Raw genomic sequence first — 18,019 nt, 5'->3', positions numbered from 1 at the left:
CAATATGTCCAAGACGCTCCAGTCAATTCAAAAGTGATTAAATTGTCGAACCGCCGTATACGGAACCGTACGTACGGTGGTGTGAGAGGTCGGTAATTGAATTAATCAATTACCTCCTACTCGATTACGGCGGCGCGGGATTTGTGCTCTTTTAAAGATAAATAAATATAACAATTATTAGTCGATATACTTGACGCTTTTAACACAAAAAAGGTATAACTATAAGTGAACAAGCGATAGATAATATTATTGCTTGGCTTATAACTGAAGATGTTTTATAAATTTAGTAATTTTGCTAGATTGTGTTTTATGCGCGATAACCTTTTCAGTTATCATGTTTAGACTGAGATTAATTTAATTGGTTTTTGCTTTATCCTCAAATGAAATCATCGTCGTCTCCCCATGACTATGATTCCATAGCAGTGGTTGATATTATGGTTTGGGTACACACTATCTAAACGCTTACCCCCTAAATAACCTGAATCATATTAATTTTAACCGACTTAATTAAATTAATGATGCTTAAACATGCCCTATGAGACCTGCTAGATTGATCTCAATAAGAAGACTTTTCAGAAAACCCCATTTCTGAAAGGCCTTTTTTGTTTTATTAAAAGAATCTAATGTTTAAATAAATAAGCAAAAAATGGAATATTTATTGGATTAGTAATTGACCAATGCGCAAACGGTTGTTAGAATAAGTTAATGTTTTCTTATTATTCTAATCTAAATTTAATAGATAAGGAGGAATGGTTATGAGTTTTTGGAAAACAATTACCCGAAAAGAAGACCCGCAAGTATATGCCAATAAAGACGGGCATCTAGTTCGTTCACTAAAGGTGCGGGACTTTTTAGCACTTGGGGTCGGTACAATTGTCTCCACCTCTATTTTCACTCTTCCTGGTGAAGTAGCAGCGATGCATACCGGGCCTGCCGTAGCGATTTCTTTCTTGCTCGCGGCGGTCGTTGCCGGCTTGGTAGCATTCGCGTATGCGGAAATGTCAGCGGCAATGCCATTCGCCGGTTCAGCATATTCGTGGATCAACGTTGTCTTTGGTGAATTCTTTGGTTGGATTGCCGGTTGGGCACTTTTGGCCGAATATTTCATTGCATTGGCCTTCGTTGGTTCTGGGCTATCTGCAAACTTTCGGGCATTGATTGCTCCACTGGGGTTGAAGCTCCCGGCATCATTATCAAACGCCTTTGGAACTGATGGCGGAATCGTCGACCTGGTTTCGGTTGCTGTGATTGCTTTAGTTGCCGCATTGATTTCTCGCGGTGTTTCTCGAGCAGCTCGAGTTGAAAATATCTTGGTTATCCTGAAGGTATTTGCTGTCTTGCTATTTATCGTTGTCGGACTAACAGCACTTCACGCTGCTAATTATGTACCGTTCGTTCCTAAATACCATCAAACCGCTAATGGTCCTTTTGGTGGCTGGCAAGGAATTTATGCTGGTGTATCAATGATTTTTCTTTCATATATCGGTTTTGACTCAATTGCGGCAAACTCAGCAGAAGCGGTTAACCCACAAAAGACAATGCCACGAGGAATCTTGGGCTCACTGCTAGTTGCTGTAATCCTGTTCGTTGCCGTTAGTTTGGTCCTTGTTGGGATGCTTCCATACAGTAAATATGCTAATAGTGCTGAACCGGTTGGGTTGGCGCTTCGGGCTGCTGGACATGGTGGCGTTGCAACGGTTGTCCAAACAATTGCTGTTGTCGGAATGTTTACCGCGTTGATCGGAATGAGTATGGCTGGTTCACGGCTGATTTATTCTTTTGGTCGTGATGGAATGTTGCCAAAATGGCTAGGAAAATTGGATAAGAGTAACCGGCCAAACCGAGCATTGTGGACTCTTACGATTGTTGGAATCTTGATTGGTGCGTTCTTCCCGTTTGCCTTCCTTTCTCAATTGATTTCAGCGGGGACCCTAATTGCCTTTATGTTTGTTTCAATTGGAATTTATCCATTACGCCGACGTGAAGGAAAAGATATTAGTGATCCTGCATTTAAGGTGCCACTTTATCCAGTTCTTCCTGCTCTTGGTTTCATTGCTTCGTTGATGGTCTTTATTGGTTTGGACTATCAGGCAAAATTGTATGCTGGTGGCTGGTTCGTCCTTGGCCTCATCATTTACTTTGCCTACGGAGTTCGTCATTCATACCTTAGTAAACAAAAGTAGAGTGTGAGCTCGTTAGCTTTAGGAAGGTTAGGGCGAACACATTTTGACCATATCGCCTTGAACTTACCTAAAAAAATTAAACGTGTTTCCACATATCAATCATTACTAACAATAAAAAGACATAAGATTGGAGGAGTTGCTAATGGGTTCAATGGAAAATAACCAGAAAATCTTAGCAAAAGAGAATGAAGCATTTGCCACCGCTGCACGGGTTAAATACTACGATATCGTGATTGATCGTGGGCGGGGTGCCATTTTAACTGATGTTGATGGTAACCAGTACATTGACCTATTAGCAAGTGCCAGTTCAACTAATACGGGGCACTGCCACCCCAAAGTTGTGAAGGCAATTCAAGAACAGGCACAAAAGATTATTCAATACACTCCTGCATACTTTGCAAATAGTCAGGCAGCTCGGTTGGCACCGCGCTTAGCAAAGTTAGCACCAATGTCAGGACCAGTTGAAGTTGCCTGGGGGAATTCCGGATCAGACGCTAATGATGCGATCATTAAGTTTGCCCGTGCCTATACTGGTCGTCAGTACGTTGTTTCCTTCACGGGTGCTTACCATGGGTCAACATATGGCTCAATGACTCTTTCCAGTGTTTCACTTAACATGGCCCGGAAGATGGGACCACTACTTCCCGGAGTTGTAAAAGTACCGTTTCCTGATCCGTGGGATAAACTTCCTGATGAATCAGAAGAGCAGTTCGTTGGGCGTTACTTTAAGATGTTCAAGTTACCATTTGAAACCTACCTCCCTGTCGATGAAGTGGCAGCAGTCCTAATTGAACCAATTCAGGGTGATGGTGGGATCGTTAAGACACCACCGGCATTCATGAAGAAGGTTTACCAGTTTGCTAAGAAACACGGCATTTTATTTGCGGTTGATGAAGTTAACCAGGGGATGGGCCGAACTGGTAAGTGGTGGTCAATCCAACACTTTGGTATTGAACCAGATTTAATGTCAGTAGGTAAGTCATTAGCTTCTGGGTTACCGTTGAGTGCAATCGTTGGCCGGAAAGAAGTTATGGAATCACTTGGTGCACCAGCCAATGTTTACACCACAGCGGGTAATCCTGTTACTACTGCAGCAGCTAACGCAACGCTTGATGTTATCCAGGAAGAACACCTTCTGGAACGATCGACTAAGCTAGGTGAAAAAGCCAAGCAGTTCTTTGAAGCTGAGCAAGAAAAATATGGCTTTATCGGTGATGTCCGGATGTATGGCCTCGATGGTGGAATTAACATTATCGATCCTCAGACTGGAAAGGGTGACGATGAAGCAACAACCCGGATTATGTACCGTGTCTTTGAGTTGGGTGCAATCATCATTAGTCTTCGAGGAAACATCCTTCGTTTCCAACCGCCATTGGTAATTACTGAGGAAGAACTCGATCAGGCCTTTGCAATGCTTGACCAGGCATTTGCCGAAGAGGCAGCTGGTAAATTGAGTCTTCCAGATAACGCAGCAGAGTTAGGTTGGTAAAACTAGAGTTTAATGAAACACAACTTCCCATGATCATCTTCTTTAGTAAAAGTAGATGATCATGGGAAGTTTTATTATTTCGATTAAAATAAAATCATGGGAATTACCCTGCTTGCAAGTGATCTATGATTTCGGTTATACTTTAATCGCCGTCTTAGCTCAGATAGGTAGAGCACATCCATGGTAAGGGTGCCACGGCGGTTCAACTCCGCCAGACGGCTTATGTGGAGAGTGTCTTCGCCCCAAAGAGTTTCCGGAAAGCTAGCAATTTCTCCTGACGAAGGCGACTTGCGCCTAGGAAGGAGGTTGCTAGCTCTAGGAAACTCGGGCGAAGCACGTTTCGACCATGTTGAAGTAGAACGGAAACTCGAGCGAAGCGCAGTAGCTGAGTGGCTTTTGTCATCAACAAGTTGATAGCCAAAAACCAACTCATCCTTGCGTGGGTTCACAGACGAAATTAATAAATCATGGTTCACTCCAACGTTTCGACCATGTTGCAGTAGAACCATTAGCTTAAGAAAGTTTATGTACGTTATTGTTTAAACTAAATATCTCCTAAAGATTAACTTTTGCCGGTTAATTTTTAGGAGATATTTATATTTTAAAATTTATCATACAATTTAATGATTAAACGTAATAAATTAATTATCTAAGTAAATACCTTTCCTCTACCGCTCAAACATCTCTTGCCGCAATGCCGCATAAATTGGTTGGCCGCCGAGAGCGTTGCTAATAATGTAAGCGATAAAGGTAAGGATTGCCATTGGTAGAACTTGATCGACTGAACCGACCATTTCGGTTAACAAGGTAATCGCGGTAAATGGTGCTTCTTCAATTGCACCAAAGTATGCTGCCATTGAGATAACGATTAGGTTAAGGTAGCTAACATCAGGAATAACGTGGTAGTTAATGAGGATCGTCGCAGAAATTGCACCAATTAACGCACCAAGGACTAGGATCGGCATAAAGATCCCGCCAGGAACGGAAGCACCATAACTAACCATCGAGAAAACAAACCGAACAACGAAGAAGATTATCAGAATCGTTAGAAGACTGGTGAATCCTTGGTGAGAACTCATTTTAGCAACGTCATTGATAAAAACATGGCTTCCACCCAGAATTTGAGGGTGCCATAACCCAATTGGAATGACCAGCAATAGTGGAATAATGCTATGATAGATTGCTGGGAAATGAAGTTTACTGTACCACCAACGAAGGTTAAGCAAGCAGTACTGATAACCAAAGGCGAGTAGCCCGATAATCAATCCCAGAATAATCAACCATGGGTAGCTGGCCTTTGGAAGGTTTGCTTGTAATGGTAAGTATAGACACGGCCGGACACCGAAAAAGAGGATTGTGATCAGATCAGCTGAAATTGCAGCGGCGAGGGCAGTGATACACCCCTGGGGCTGGAAATTAAAGGTAATTTCTTCCATTAAAAAGATTACCCCAGCTAGTGGCGCACTAAAAGCGGCAGATAACCCAGCGGCGACTCCACATTCAAGAAGGAAACGACGCTCTTTTGCAGTGATTTTAAAACGGTCACCAATTAATTGACCGATACAAGCGCCCATTTGAATACAGGGCCCCTCTCGACCAAGGAATAGCCCTGGACAGATCGCCAGTAAACCGCCAACAAATTTCCGCCAGAGAACATCCCCCGCCTTCATCTGGTGTTCATCTAACAGGATCGCTTCAATCTGCGGGACGCCAGAGCCAACTAGATCTCGTAATTGCGATTTGGTAATTTTTCCCAGAATAAAAACAATTAAAATTGTCAAAAGAATATAGGGGATTAAATATATGTGGTGACTAGCCATTAGTGGGTAGATCACCGTTAATCCTTTAAGGGTATAGTCGATAATCAAACGGAAGATACTAACGATCAGTCCGGTTAAGAGGCCGACGATGATCCCTTTCCAAATTAGTGAGATAAAGCTCATGGTGAATGGTCGACTTAAAACATCACGAGCACGCTTAATCTTTTGCTGGGAATTAGGCATAATAATTCTCCTTCGGTAAGTATTAACCTTATTATAATACTTATCGGTTTACGGTACTTAGAAATCACCTCCGCTATTTGGTATACTAATTAAAAGAAATGTCAAGAATAAAAATGGAGGTAGTTAGATGGAATTTATTGCGACACTAGCGGGTCTGCTCCTTGCGACTCAGTTAGTTGCCCACTTATGTCGGCGGGTAGAAATTCCCGAAGTGATTGGCCAAATCCTGGTTGGAATTATCGCTGGACCAGCACTATTAAATTGGGTTCACCTTAATTCAATGATGAATGAATTTCAGGAGATCGGGGTAATCATTTTAATGTTTATTGCCGGATTGGAAAGCGATCTCTCGTTATTAAAAAAGTATCTTAAACCAGCCGTGATTGTGGCAATCGTTGGTGTCGTAGTTCCAATTGCAGTGATGGCCCCCGCAAGTTACCTTTTTGGTTTTACAACACTTGAGTCAATTTTTATTGGGGTAATTTTTTCAGCAACTTCCGTCAGCATTTCGGTTGCAGTCCTTCGTGAATTTAAGCGTTTGGATAGTCGCGAAGGAGCAACAATCCTGGGAGCCGCTGTGGCTGATGACATTATCGGTGTGATCCTTTTGAGTATCATGATCAGTGTTGTTAACCAGGCGGAAGGGAAAACTGGTGGTCAGCCGTTATGGTCGGTTCTGCTCTTGCAAGTATTATTCTTCGGGGGAACCTACCTAGTAGTAAAATGGCTAGCACCGTACATGATGCACTTGAGCGAACGACTATTAACCGTGGCGTCACCATCGGTAATGGCAATGATCATCTGTTTGGGGATGGCTGCAATTGCTGATTATGTTGGTCTAAGTGGAGCAGTTGGCTCTTTCTTTGCCGGAATTGCGGTTGCTAATACTCACCGGAAAGAAACGATTAACCGGAGCTTCATTCCAATTGGTTACGCAATGTTTATTCCATTGTTCTTTGTTAGCGTTGGTTTGAACATGCGGGTCGATCGTTTAGGGGAATCATTTGTTTTTGTAATCGTAATGACGATCCTTGCCTGCCTAACAAAGCTTGTCGGCTGTGGTGCCGGTGCATACGTTTCAAAATTCGATTTAAAGAGTTCGTATGTTGTCGGCAGTGGAATGATCGCACGTGGTGAAATGGCTTTAATTACCGCTCAGATTGGTTATCAAGCCCATCTGCTGTCACCAATGTACTACTCAGACGTAATTACAGTAATCATCGTCGCCACCGTTCTAGCACCATTTATCCTGAAACATTCATTGGTAAAGGCACGAGAAATATAGAGTGTGACTCAGCAAAAAACTTGCGGAAAGCTAGCAAGTTCTCCCGACGAAGGCGACTTGCGCCTAGGAGGGAGGTTGCTAGCTCTAGCGAGTTCCTGAGAAACACGTTTTGACTATGTTGCATTAATTTATATCACCTAGATGAAATACAAACGACGCAGTACACAAATGGCTTCAGTGCTCGGAAATCCGAACGCTGAAGCCCTATTTGTGTACTGCGGGGGCGTGAAAACGAAGTCATAAACGACTTCTGTCACGCTCCCTATAGATCACGGGTACCCTAATTATTTTCTTTTATGGATGAAAGGGTGCTACAATAGTTAGACTGATTTAAGGAGGCATTGTGTTGTGAACGAAGATCAAGAACGACAAGCCGAACAGCACCGGGTTGAGCTGGTGATGGCGCAGATCGATAAGCAGATCGGTGAAACGAAGAAAGCTCTTGCTGACGCCCATAAGGAAACCCGGGCGGTTGAAAAGAACTACAGTGAAAACGCCTCAATTAACCGGTACGAAATTGATGATATTGCAGAATCACGGGCAATGATTGAACAACAGCGGCAATTGGTTTCCCGTGCAGCCGAAAGTGAAACGATTTTACGGCGGCAATTAAAAACATTACAGAACCTTAAACGAACCCCGTACTTTGGTCGGATTGATATTCAGGATCCAGGAAAGAATAAGACAGAGACGCTTTATATTGGGACCGCGTCATTGATGAACGATGATAAAAGTGCCTTCTTGATTTACGATTGGCGGGCACCGATTTCTGGTGTTTACTATAACGGAACGTTGGGACCGGTGCGGTACGAAACGCCTAACGGAATCCATGAAACGGTTCTGGTAAAGAAGCGTCAATACACCATTAAAGATGGCCAAATTATCAATATGTTTGATACGAACGAGACCGTTGGGGATGAACTGCTTCAAGCAGCCCTCGGTGAACAGAACGATCAATACATGCACAATATTGTGGCAACCATCCAACAAGAACAGAATGATATTATTCGCGATACTCATAGCGACCTCCTTCTGGTACAAGGGGTTGCCGGCTCGGGAAAGACTTCAGCAATTTTACAACGGATTGCTTACCTGCTTTACCATAGTCGGACGGCATTGAATGCGGATCAAATCGTTTTGTTTAGTCCAAATCTCCTGTTTAGCCACTATATCTCCCAAGTTTTACCGAGCCTTGGTGAACGGAATATGCGTCAGGTTACAATGTCGGGATTCGTCCGTCGACGGTTTGAGGGATTACAAGTTGAGAATATATTTGAGCGATATGAGAAACGACAGGAGGCATCAAATCAGGATCGGCAGATTGCAGATTTTCTGGAAAGTAAAATGGCAATGAATGATGTTCATCGCTATGTGACCCACCTACTTGATGAACAGCTTCAATTTAGTGCGATTACTTTTGAAGGCCGAGTTTTCTTTACAGCTGAGCATATTCAATCCCTATACCAGGGTCAACCGGAGGCAATGCGGGCGGCTAACCGAATGGTAAAACTAAAAAATCAGTTAATCCGCGAACTCCAGCGACGCGTTAAGGTGGAAGCAAAGAAGGATTGGGTAGCTAAGGAGCTTGATAGTCTTGATACTCAGCAACTTCACAGTCTTTACGGTAAAAAAACGCCTGATGATTTTCGGGATGAGGACGAACAGTATGCTTACCTTGCATATCGGTGGACCAAAAGACGGCTCCGAATCGTTGCTGACGCGATTTATAATGACTACTTTATTGATATTTATAGCCAGTATGCTAACTGGATGCGTCAATTAGCTTTACCGGAGAATATTAAACAAGAAGATTGGCAGAAAATGATTGCTCGCTATGCTGACGAGCTAGAGCGTCACCGTTTGGAAATGATGCATGCGGCGCCACTGATGTACCTTCGTGATTTGCTAATGGGGACTGGTCAAAACCACTCGTTTAAGTATGTCTTTATTGATGAGATGCAGGACTATTCAATGGCAATGATGCTTTACTTGCGACATGCTTTTCCAAGTGCTAAATTTACCGTTCTTGGCGATAGTGAGCAGGCATTGTTTAAACCATTAGAACTACCTGAACACTTGTTATCAAGGCTAAGTAAAACATTGGCGGCAAAGCACCCTAATTTAATTTCACTACGCCGGAGCTACCGGTCTACAAAAGAGATCACTGACTTTGCCAAGTCCCTCCTACCTGACGGGGAAAAGATAATGTCATTTACTCGTCACGGTAACCGACCAACACTTTTAGTTCGCTATTCTGAACAAGCAATGGGGCAAGCGTTGCGGAAGAGTGTGGAAAATTATCAAGAGAAGTACGAAACGGTTGCGGTGTTAACTAAAAATTTTGAGAACGCACGAAAAGTTTACCGACTGCTGCGTCAACAATTTGCCAACGTTCACTTATTGGATATGAACGACACAACGTTACCAAGTGGAATCCTCGTTTTACCGGTATACCTGGCTAAGGGGCTTGAATTTGACTCAGTAATCGCCGCTGATATTTCCCGGGAAAACCTTCAAGGGACTGATGAGGTCGGAATGATCTATACGATGGCTACCCGGGCAATGCATGATTTAACAATGCTGAGCAACGGACCAGTAAGCTCAGCAATTAATGAGCAGGCTAGTCGTCAGTTAACGATTGAACATGAATTAACAAGGTAAAAGAGCAGTAAAATAGTTGAAAAAGCGCTTTCATTATAAAACGACTTATGTTAATCTAGATATGTTAGATTGATATGTGAGGAGATGTTTTCGCCATGGTAAAAGACGAATACACATTAGTTTTAGTAAAGCCTGATGGTGTTAAGACCCGTCATATCGGGGAGATTATTACCCGAATTGAACGAAAAGGCTACAAGATTGAAGCTTTGAAGATGATTCAACCAACTGAAGAATTACTTCGTCAACACTATGCTGATAAGGTTGACAAGCCATTCTTCCCTGAATTGCTTGAATACATGACAGAAGGACCAATCGTTGGAATTGTTGTTTCCGGAACGAACGTTATCAAGGCAATCCACAATATGGCCGGTGCCACCAATCCAGTCGAAGCCGAATGGGGAACTATTCGTGGTGACTATGGTCGTGAGTGGCCAGATGGTAACCTCCGGAATATCGTTCACACTTCTGATGAACCTGCTTCAGCTACTAAAGAAATCAAGATCTGGTTCCCAGAGTTTGAATTTACACAGGGTTAGAGTGCGAACCACAACGAATTAGCCACCGAGTACTAAGAAAGTTCAGGCGATGATTGCTAACAATCGAGCCTGAACTATTTAGACGGAAGTGGCGGTTGTGGTGAGCGCATTTTGACTATGTTGCCTAGGAATCTAGCTCTAGCTAACCTTTTAACTCCACAGAAATCTTCATAAATAATAAAAATGGATTGGAATTTCCAGTCCATTTTTTATTTATAGTTAGATTATGATTTCAACCTATATATTTTCGGACTGAACCCACTATAACGCTTAAACGCTTTAGAAAAAGTGAATTCGTCTTTGTAACCAACGCGGCGGGAGATTACCTGGATAGAATCGTCGGTGTTAACTAGTTGTTGTTGGGCATCTTCCATTCGTAATTGAGTGAGAAACTTTTGTGGTGAAACATTCATTTGTACTTTGAATAAGTTATACAGATAGCTTCGGGAGATGTTGAGGTGGTGACAGAGATCCTCGATATTGCAGTTACTATCCTGGTAGTGTTCCCTTAAATAGTAGTTGGCAAGATGAAGCCGTTGCTGGGCCTTAGTATTGGCATGGGGCGTTTTATCGGGGTATTCGGTCACCAGTTGGTAGAACATTTGGTAAGTAAGAGCTTCAATCAAGATGTCATTTGCAAGCGAACTTGGCTTTTTGAGGGTAGTAAATAGTTGGTGCAGGCTGGTATAAAATTGACTATTTTGAACTTGACGTAAATAGCGCTCCTTGTTTAGTTCAGAACCAGCAAGCATCGTCTTTATTTTGGTTCCAGAAAAGCCGATCCAAAAATATTTCCACGGATTTTTCCCATCAGCCTGATAAAAGCAGGGAACTCCCTTGGGTAAAATGAAAAGATCACCCTTCTTTAATGTTACCGCTGGACGATTTGCGGATGAAAAACTCCCACAGCCATCTTGAACATAGTGGATAACGTAATTATCCCGAACGTTATTTCCCCGAAAGAAGTAATTTGGTGGACAATTATACTGTCCAATAAAAAGAAAGTTACTTTCCAGACTTTTCCCGGTTAAACTTTTATATTCCCCGTCCATCTGATTCTCCTTTAATGCCATTAGAAATTTTCGTAATTATTTACATAACATGGTAATTTGTTGATAAAATAATTTAGATATTTAGCACTATACTACAATTCATCAATATAAAATGTCAATTTGTCTTATGAGATAAATGGCATTTTTTTCGTACACTTAGCCATGGAATGATAAACGCTTATCAAATATAATGAATGCGAATTCTGAAAGCGGATACAGAAAACGCTTTTATTATTACTAGAGAGAAGGAAAAATTATGAGTACTAGCAATAACGGCAAAATGACGATGCGCGAGCGTCTTGCCTATAGTTTTGGTGCGTTTGGTAACGATTCATTTTATGGACTCCTGTGTGGGTACCTAATCATGTTTATTACTTCGCACCTCTTTGATACTGGTAACAAGGCACTAGATAACAAGATGATTAGTGCAGTAACGCTAATCATTATGTGCCTTCGTTTTATTGAATTATTCATTGATCCATTCATCGGAAACGCAATTGACCGGACGAAGACACGGTGGGGACACTTTCGTCCATGGGTTGTTATTGGTGGAACTGTTTCAGCAGTAATCCTTTTGCTGCTCTTTACCAACATGGGTGGCCTATACAAGAAGAGTGCGATTGGTTACCTAATTCTCTTCGCGGTGCTATACATTACAATGGATATCTTCTATTCATTTAAGGATGTTGGCTTTTGGTCAATGCTGCCATCACTAACGACTAGTTCCCGTGAACGGGAAAAGACAGCAACTTACGCACGGGTTGGTTCCGCAATTGGTGGAGGATTAGTCGGAATCCTGGTTATGCCAGCTGTCCTTTTCTTCTCCGCCAAGGGAACCAGCACTGGGGACGATCGTGGCTGGTTTATGTTTGCCCTGATTATCTGTTTTCTTGCCTTGATTTCAGCATGGGGCGTTGGGATTTTTACTCGTGAAGTTAACTCATCAATCCGGAAGAACAAGCAGGATACGGTTGGAATTGTCGGAATCTTCAAAGTCCTTTCGGGAAATGATCAACTGATGTGGGTTGGTTGTGCATACCTTTTTTACTGTGTTGCTATTAATATCGTCAATTCCCTGGAAGTATACTACTTTACTTACATTATGGGACGTCCGAAGGCATTCTCAATTTTTTCAACGATTAACATTGCCTTAGGGATTATCGCAACATCACTATTCCCAATTCTCTCAAAGAAGTTTAGTCGGAAAACGTTATTCACGTGTGCATTAATTTGTCTTTTGTGCGGTCTTGGCCTCTTTGCAGTTGCTGGTGACAACTTGGCGCTAGTTCTTTTAGCAGCTTCATTATTTGGTTTACCACAACAAATTGTTTTCTTAATTGTTTTGATGGTAATTACAGATTCTGTTGAATATGGTCAATTAAAGCTGGGTCACCGTGATGAATCACTTGCCCTATCTGTGCGACCACTGCTGGATAAATTCGGTGGTGCCGTAGCTAACGGTGTTGTTGGTCAGGTAGCAATTATCGCGGGAATGATAACTGGAGCATCAGCATCAACAATTACAGTTGCTCAAGCACACAATTTCAAGTTGTTAATGTTTGCAGTTCCTGCTGTCTTGGTTGTTATTTCAATCTTTGTTTTTGGTAAGAAGGTTTTCCTAAGTGAAGAAAAGCACGCGGAAATCGTTGCTCAACTCGAAAAGACTTGGGGAAAGCACTTGGACAAGGAAAAAGAAACGCCTAACCAAGTTGTTGTTCCAGCACCAATTAGTGGTCAACTAGTTAAGCTTGCTGATGTTAATGATGAGACATTCTCATCTGGAGCAGCTGGCGATGGCTTTGCAATTAAACCAACTGATGGTCGGGTATTTGCCCCATTTGACGCAACGGTTAAGCAGGTATTTACGACTCGTCATGCGGTTGGCCTTGTGAGTGATGACGGTGTTGCCCTCTTGATTCACGTTGGAATTGGGACGGTTAAATTAAAAGGAACCGGTTTTGTTTCATACGTAGAAAACGGTCAACGTGTTCACAAAGGTCAAGAATTGATTGAATTTTGGGATCCAGTGATTAAAAAAGCCGGCCTTGACGATACGGTAATTGTTACGGTCACAAATACCAAGAAACTTGGGCCAATTACGATCATGGAGAAGGCTAGTAAGCAAGTTAATTCAGGCGAGCCAATTATGGAAGTTGATCTAACGGATCCAGAACCAGAAAATGATTCACCAACGCCGGAATTGACTAGTGATCCAGCGTAAACAAGGTTATAATTGATAATGTAAATGCTTACAATACTAATTAAAGGAGTTATCTAAAATGAGTGTCCACGTTAATGAAGAGCACAAGTTATTCCATTTGCAGACGGCAAATACTAGTTATATTTTCCAGATTTTAGAAAATGGTGGGGCAGGTCAGCTTTATTATGGAGCAAAAATCCCGGTTAAGGCAGCTTACACCAACCTTGCCAGTCGTGAAGAACACGATTGTACAAATACGCTAACGGTTGACCAAAGCGACTTCCAGTTGGAGCTCATTAAGCAGGAGTACGCTGGCCTTGGTAAGGGTGATTACCGGTACCCTGCTTACCAAATTACCTACCCAAATGGTTCACGGACTTCGGAATTCGAATATACCGGTTATGAAGTTGCAGATGGCAAAGAACGGCTTAAGAACATGCCATCAGCATTTGATGACAAGGGCGACGACTCACAAACCCTTACCGTGATCTTTAAGGACGAATTGGCTAACCTTATTCTTCAACTCCATTACACCATCTTTGAAAAAGAAGATGTTATCGTTCGTAGTGCAACCTTCATCAATCACGGTGAAAAAGCCGTTACCCTTGATCGGGCACTTAGTCTTCAATTAGACTTACCAGATCGGAACTACGAAATGCTGCAATTCTCAGGAAGTTGGGCTCGTGAACGACACCTGATTCGGACACCACTTCGTTCAGGAATCCAAAGTATTGGTAGCCTGCGGGTTGCTTCAAGTCATCAACAAAACCCATTCTTTGCTTTGGCACGACCACATACTGATAATCATCAGGGTGCCGCATTCGGGTTTAACTTCATTTATTCTGGTAACTTTATTGACTCAGTTGAGGTTGACCAATTTGATACTACCCGTGTTCTTGTGGGAATTAATCCGGATGACTTTGGCTGGAAACTAGCAAATGGGGAGAGCTTCCAAACTCCAGAAGCCGTTATGACTTATACCGATAACGGGCTTAACCAAATGAGTCAACAATTAGGTGCCTTCTATCAGGATCACATCATTAATCAGAACTTTGCTCACCAAGATCGACCAATCCTGATTAACAACTGGGAAGCAACTTTCATGGACTTTAATGAAACTAAGTTAATGAAGATTGTTGATCAAGCTGATAAGTTAGGAATTGAAATGTTTGTCCTTGACGATGGTTGGTTTGGTCACCGTGACGATGATAAGTCCAGTTTGGGTGACTGGTTCGTTGACCAAAAGAAGTTCAGCAATGGAATTAGCGGCTTTGCTAATAAGGTTCACGAAAAAGGGATGAAGTTTGGCCTTTGGTTTGAACCAGAAATGATTTCCATTGACAGTAAGCTTTATGAAAAGCATCCTGACTGGATGATTGCTACACCAGGTCGTAAAGGAACTCCTGCCCGGAACCAGTATGTCCTTGATATGACACGGCAAGAGGTTGTTGATTACCTTTATGACCACATTAGCGCAATCATTAAGCAAACTAAGCTTGATTACATTAAGTGGGACATGAACCGGAACATCACTGAAATGTTTGGTGCGGCACTGCCAGCTGATCAACAGCTTGAATTCCCTCACCGGTACATTCTTGGTGTTTACCAACTATATGCCCGCTTAACCGAGGCCTTTCCAAAGGTTCTCTTTGAATCATGTGCTTCTGGTGGTGGTCGCTTTGACCTTGGAATGATGTACTATGCTCCACAAGCTTGGTGCAGTGATGATACTGATGCCGTTGAACGGATCCAGATCCAAGATGGAACTTCATACGGATATACCCAGAATATGTGGGGAGCCCATGTTTCAGCTGTACCAAACGATCAAGTTGGTCGGTTGACATCGCTTGATACTCGGGCAGCGGTTGCTTACTTTGGTGACTTTGGTTATGAATTAGACATTACCAAGATGTCTGCTGAAGAATTAGCAACGCTCAAGAAGCAGGTTGCCTTTTACAAGCAATATCGGCACCTCTTCCAATTCGGCAAGTTCTACCGGTTGGATAACCCAGACACCGCAAACGACAATGTTTACGACTGGCAAGTAGTTAGTGCGGATCAAAGTGAAGCAATTCTTGCTCGTTTCCAAATTCTTAACGGAGCTAACCCAGCTTATATCCGGGTATACTTCGCTGGCCTTGACCCTGAAGCTACTTACACCATTAATGACGGTCAGGAACACTTCTCTGGAGCCGAATTAATGAATGCTGGGTACTTTGTTTCCCGGATCATGGATCGGACGAAGCCTGAAAAGGATCCTTCTGACTTTAGCAGCCGGCTATTTATTGCGAAGAAAGTTAAGTAGGATTAACATAGTTAAAATTTAAAGATGACCTCTTGAAGTGACTTTACTCGTCATTCAAGAGATCATCTTTTTAATTATTCAGTGTTATTTGTTGGCCGTTAACGGTAATTTGCCCGGCCACTTGAAGCGAGTTTAGTTGTCGGCTTAACGTTTCCGGAGTTAGTCCCAAAAAGTTAGCCAAGTCCTTCTTCTTGAACGGAAGGGTGAATGAGGTACTTCCTGCTCTGGTTCCTTCTTCCTTGAGGTAATCAAGAACCCGATCTTGAGCATTCATTGAATTCCGCCGGATAGTGTTTTTCTCGGCCATTATTAGACGTTGACCAAAATCGTTGAGGAGGGTCAAAGAAAGATCTGGAGTTTCATTTAGCATTGCTTGAAAATCACGACGGTTCATTGAGCACACTAGACAGTCCTCAGTAGCTTGGATGAAGTTTTCGTGATCCTTTTGGCTAAATAAGTTTTCTTGACCGGTAGAATCACCCTTTGAAAGGATTCCCAAGACAGTTTCCTTGCCGTCCTCATTTAATGAATAAATTTTAGCGTGCCCTGAATCAATAACGATCATACCATCCTGTCCATCCAATGGTTGACGGATCAAACTTCCCTTGGGAAAGAAGTCCTGATGGGAGGTGATTGTTACTAACTTCTTTTTCAGGGGAAGTGGTAAATTCTTGAAGATCGACGCCTTGCTTAAACAAGCAATTTCGGAGTGTTTGGTCACATTAACCATCCTTTCTTGATTTAAATCAATTTAATTATACCTGCTTCTATCTATAATCAAAGCAACAAGTCTTGATACTTGTTTAAACATTTAAGTTAATTATTGAACAAAGCGAGGCTATCGAAATGAAGGTTATTATTGTTGGTTGTACCCATGCCGGAACGATTACTGCTACCCAAATTTTAAAGGATCACCCAGAGACTGATGTGACAATCTATGAACGGAACGATAATGTTTCATTCTTGTCATGTGGAATTGCGGTTTACCTAAGTGGTGACGTTGGTGACCCGGATGCAATGTTCTACTCCAGCCCTGAACAATTAGCCCAATTAGGTGCTGAAGTTCACATGCAACATAATGTTACTAGCATCGATCCGAAAACCAAGACAGTTAAGGTAACCGATTTAGTAACTGGCGAAGAAAAAGTAGATCATTATGACAAACTTGTTGATACAACGGGTTCATGGCCAGTTATTCCACCGATCGACGGGGTTGATGGCAAGCACGTTTACCTTTGCAAGAATTACCACCATGCCAAAAAACTATTTAGTGCTGCTAAGGATGCCCAACGTGTAGTCGTTATCGGTGGTGGCTATATTGGTGTTGAATTGGTTGAAGCATATACTCGTCAGAACAAGGACGTAACACTGATTGATGGGGCATCACGGATGCTCCATAAGTACTTTGACCAGGAGTATACTGATCGGATTGAGCAACAATTTAAGGATTACGGCGCAACCCTGGCCTTTAATCAACGGGTAACTGCCTTTGAAGAACATGGTGACGGGGTAACCGTGAAGACTGACAAGGGAAGCTTTGACGCTGATATTGCAATTTTATGTGTTGGTTTCCGACCAAATACTGAGCTCCTCAAAGGGAAGGTTGAAATGCATGATAATGGCGCAATTGTAACTAACGAGTACATGCAATCATCCGATCCTGATATTTACGCAGCCGGAGATTCAACTAGTGTTCATTACAATCCAACCGGTAAGGATGCTTACATTCCGTTGGCGACTAATGCAATTCGTCAGGGAACGATGGTTGGTGTTAATATCTTTGGCAACAAGATGCGTGACATGGGAACTCAGTCTAGTTCTGGTTTGAACCTCTACGGGACAACAATGGTTTCTTCAGGATTGACGCTTGAAAATGCTAAGGAAGCAGGGATCGATGCTGATTCAGTAACAATTGAAGATAATTACCGACCAGAATTTATGCCATCAACCGAGAAGGTCCTCATGACTCTTGTATGGGATAAGAAGACCCGTCAAATTATTGGTGGACAACTGATGAGTAAGTATGATGTGGCTCAATCTGCCGGGGTCCTATCATTGTGCATTCAAGATAAGCACACGATTGATTACCTGGCATTTGTTGATATGCTGTTCCAGCCAAACTTTGACCGGCCATTTAACTACCTGAATATTTTGGCTCAAGCCGCAGTGACTAAGGAAGATAAGTAAAAAATAAGCTGGGAATTAACTTTCTCGGAGGGACGGTTGACTAACCTAGAACGATGAATGATGATGAAATCATCAGAGTCGTTCGTAGCCGAATAGGCTTGCTTCGCTGCGTTAGGCT

At 42.5% G+C, this 18,019-nt stretch carries 11 protein-coding genes and 1 tRNA gene; 9 read left to right on the top strand and 3 right to left on the bottom strand.

The annotated features are described in order from the left end of the window. Positions 1–755 precede the first annotated feature (755 nt). The 3 genes from LKJ51_RS06435 (at position 756) to LKJ51_RS06425 (ending at position 3,893) form a co-directional block, all read left to right on the top strand. Positions 756–2,183 carry an APC family permease gene (locus tag LKJ51_RS06435; RefSeq protein ID WP_291978739.1) on the top strand — a complete coding sequence of 476 codons (1,428 nt, stop codon included), beginning with the start codon at positions 756–758 and terminating at the stop codon, positions 2,181–2,183. Between the two features lie 151 nt (positions 2,184–2,334). Beyond that, positions 2,335–3,672: an aspartate aminotransferase family protein gene (locus LKJ51_RS06430; RefSeq protein ID WP_434737688.1), complete on the top strand. Its 1,338-nt coding sequence runs from the start codon at positions 2,335–2,337 to the stop codon at positions 3,670–3,672. Positions 3,673–3,820: 148 nt separating this feature from the next. Further along, positions 3,821–3,893 (top strand) — tRNA-Thr (locus LKJ51_RS06425). A gap of 447 nt (positions 3,894–4,340) precedes the next feature. Here LKJ51_RS06425 and LKJ51_RS06420 read toward each other — a convergent pair. Then, on the bottom strand, positions 4,341–5,675 hold the full coding sequence (locus LKJ51_RS06420) for a ClC family H(+)/Cl(-) exchange transporter (protein WP_291978741.1): 1,335 nt from the start codon (positions 5,673–5,675) through the stop codon (positions 4,341–4,343). A gap of 127 nt (positions 5,676–5,802) precedes the next feature. Between LKJ51_RS06420 and LKJ51_RS06415 the strand changes: the two genes are divergently transcribed. The 3 genes from LKJ51_RS06415 (at position 5,803) to ndk (ending at position 10,157) form a co-directional block, all read left to right on the top strand. Continuing rightward, positions 5,803–6,960, top strand: a complete 1,158-nt coding sequence (locus LKJ51_RS06415) for a cation:proton antiporter (protein ID WP_291978742.1) — start codon at positions 5,803–5,805, stop codon at positions 6,958–6,960. 348 nt (positions 6,961–7,308) lie between these two features. Further along, complete coding sequence (helD, locus tag LKJ51_RS06410) at positions 7,309–9,621, top strand: RNA polymerase recycling motor HelD (protein ID WP_291978743.1); 2,313 nt, start codon at positions 7,309–7,311, stop codon at positions 9,619–9,621. 95 nt (positions 9,622–9,716) lie between these two features. Further along, entirely contained in the window at positions 9,717–10,157 is a 441-nt protein-coding gene (gene ndk / locus LKJ51_RS06405; RefSeq protein ID WP_003717797.1) for a nucleoside-diphosphate kinase, read from the top strand. Between the two features lie 224 nt (positions 10,158–10,381). Here ndk and LKJ51_RS06400 read toward each other — a convergent pair whose 3' ends face one another. After that, positions 10,382–11,209 (bottom strand): AraC family transcriptional regulator, encoded by an 828-nt coding sequence (locus LKJ51_RS06400; RefSeq protein ID WP_291978745.1) that lies wholly within the window; start codon positions 11,207–11,209, stop codon positions 10,382–10,384. A 256-nt stretch (positions 11,210–11,465) separates the two neighbouring features. Here LKJ51_RS06400 and LKJ51_RS06395 point away from each other — a divergent pair, with 256 nt between their 5' ends. Together LKJ51_RS06395 and LKJ51_RS06390 are read left to right on the top strand one after the other, a co-directional pair. Further along, entirely contained in the window at positions 11,466–13,430 is a 1,965-nt protein-coding gene (locus tag LKJ51_RS06395) for a PTS sugar transporter subunit IIA (RefSeq protein WP_291978746.1), read from the top strand. A gap of 58 nt (positions 13,431–13,488) precedes the next feature. Next, on the top strand, positions 13,489–15,714 hold the full coding sequence (locus LKJ51_RS06390) for an alpha-galactosidase (protein WP_291978747.1): 2,226 nt from the start codon (positions 13,489–13,491) through the stop codon (positions 15,712–15,714). Positions 15,715–15,784: 70 nt separating this feature from the next. Here LKJ51_RS06390 and LKJ51_RS06385 read toward each other — a convergent pair whose 3' ends face one another. Further along, the gene (locus LKJ51_RS06385) at positions 15,785–16,435 is read right to left on the bottom strand and encodes a Crp/Fnr family transcriptional regulator (RefSeq protein ID WP_291978748.1); all 651 of its coding nucleotides are present in this window, start codon (positions 16,433–16,435) and stop codon (positions 15,785–15,787) included. 125 nt (positions 16,436–16,560) lie between these two features. Between LKJ51_RS06385 and LKJ51_RS06380 the strand changes: the two genes are divergently transcribed. Continuing rightward, positions 16,561–17,901, top strand: coding sequence for an FAD-dependent oxidoreductase (locus LKJ51_RS06380; RefSeq protein WP_291978749.1), 1,341 nt, complete (start codon positions 16,561–16,563; stop codon positions 17,899–17,901). The last annotated feature ends 118 nt before the right edge of the window (positions 17,902–18,019 follow it).

This window comes from Limosilactobacillus sp. (assembly GCF_022651205.1).
In the GTDB taxonomy this organism is placed as follows: Bacteria; Bacillota; Bacilli; order Lactobacillales; family Lactobacillaceae; genus Limosilactobacillus.
Note: the sequence above shows the minus strand (reverse complement) of the source record. Positions and strands in the feature narration are given on the sequence as shown.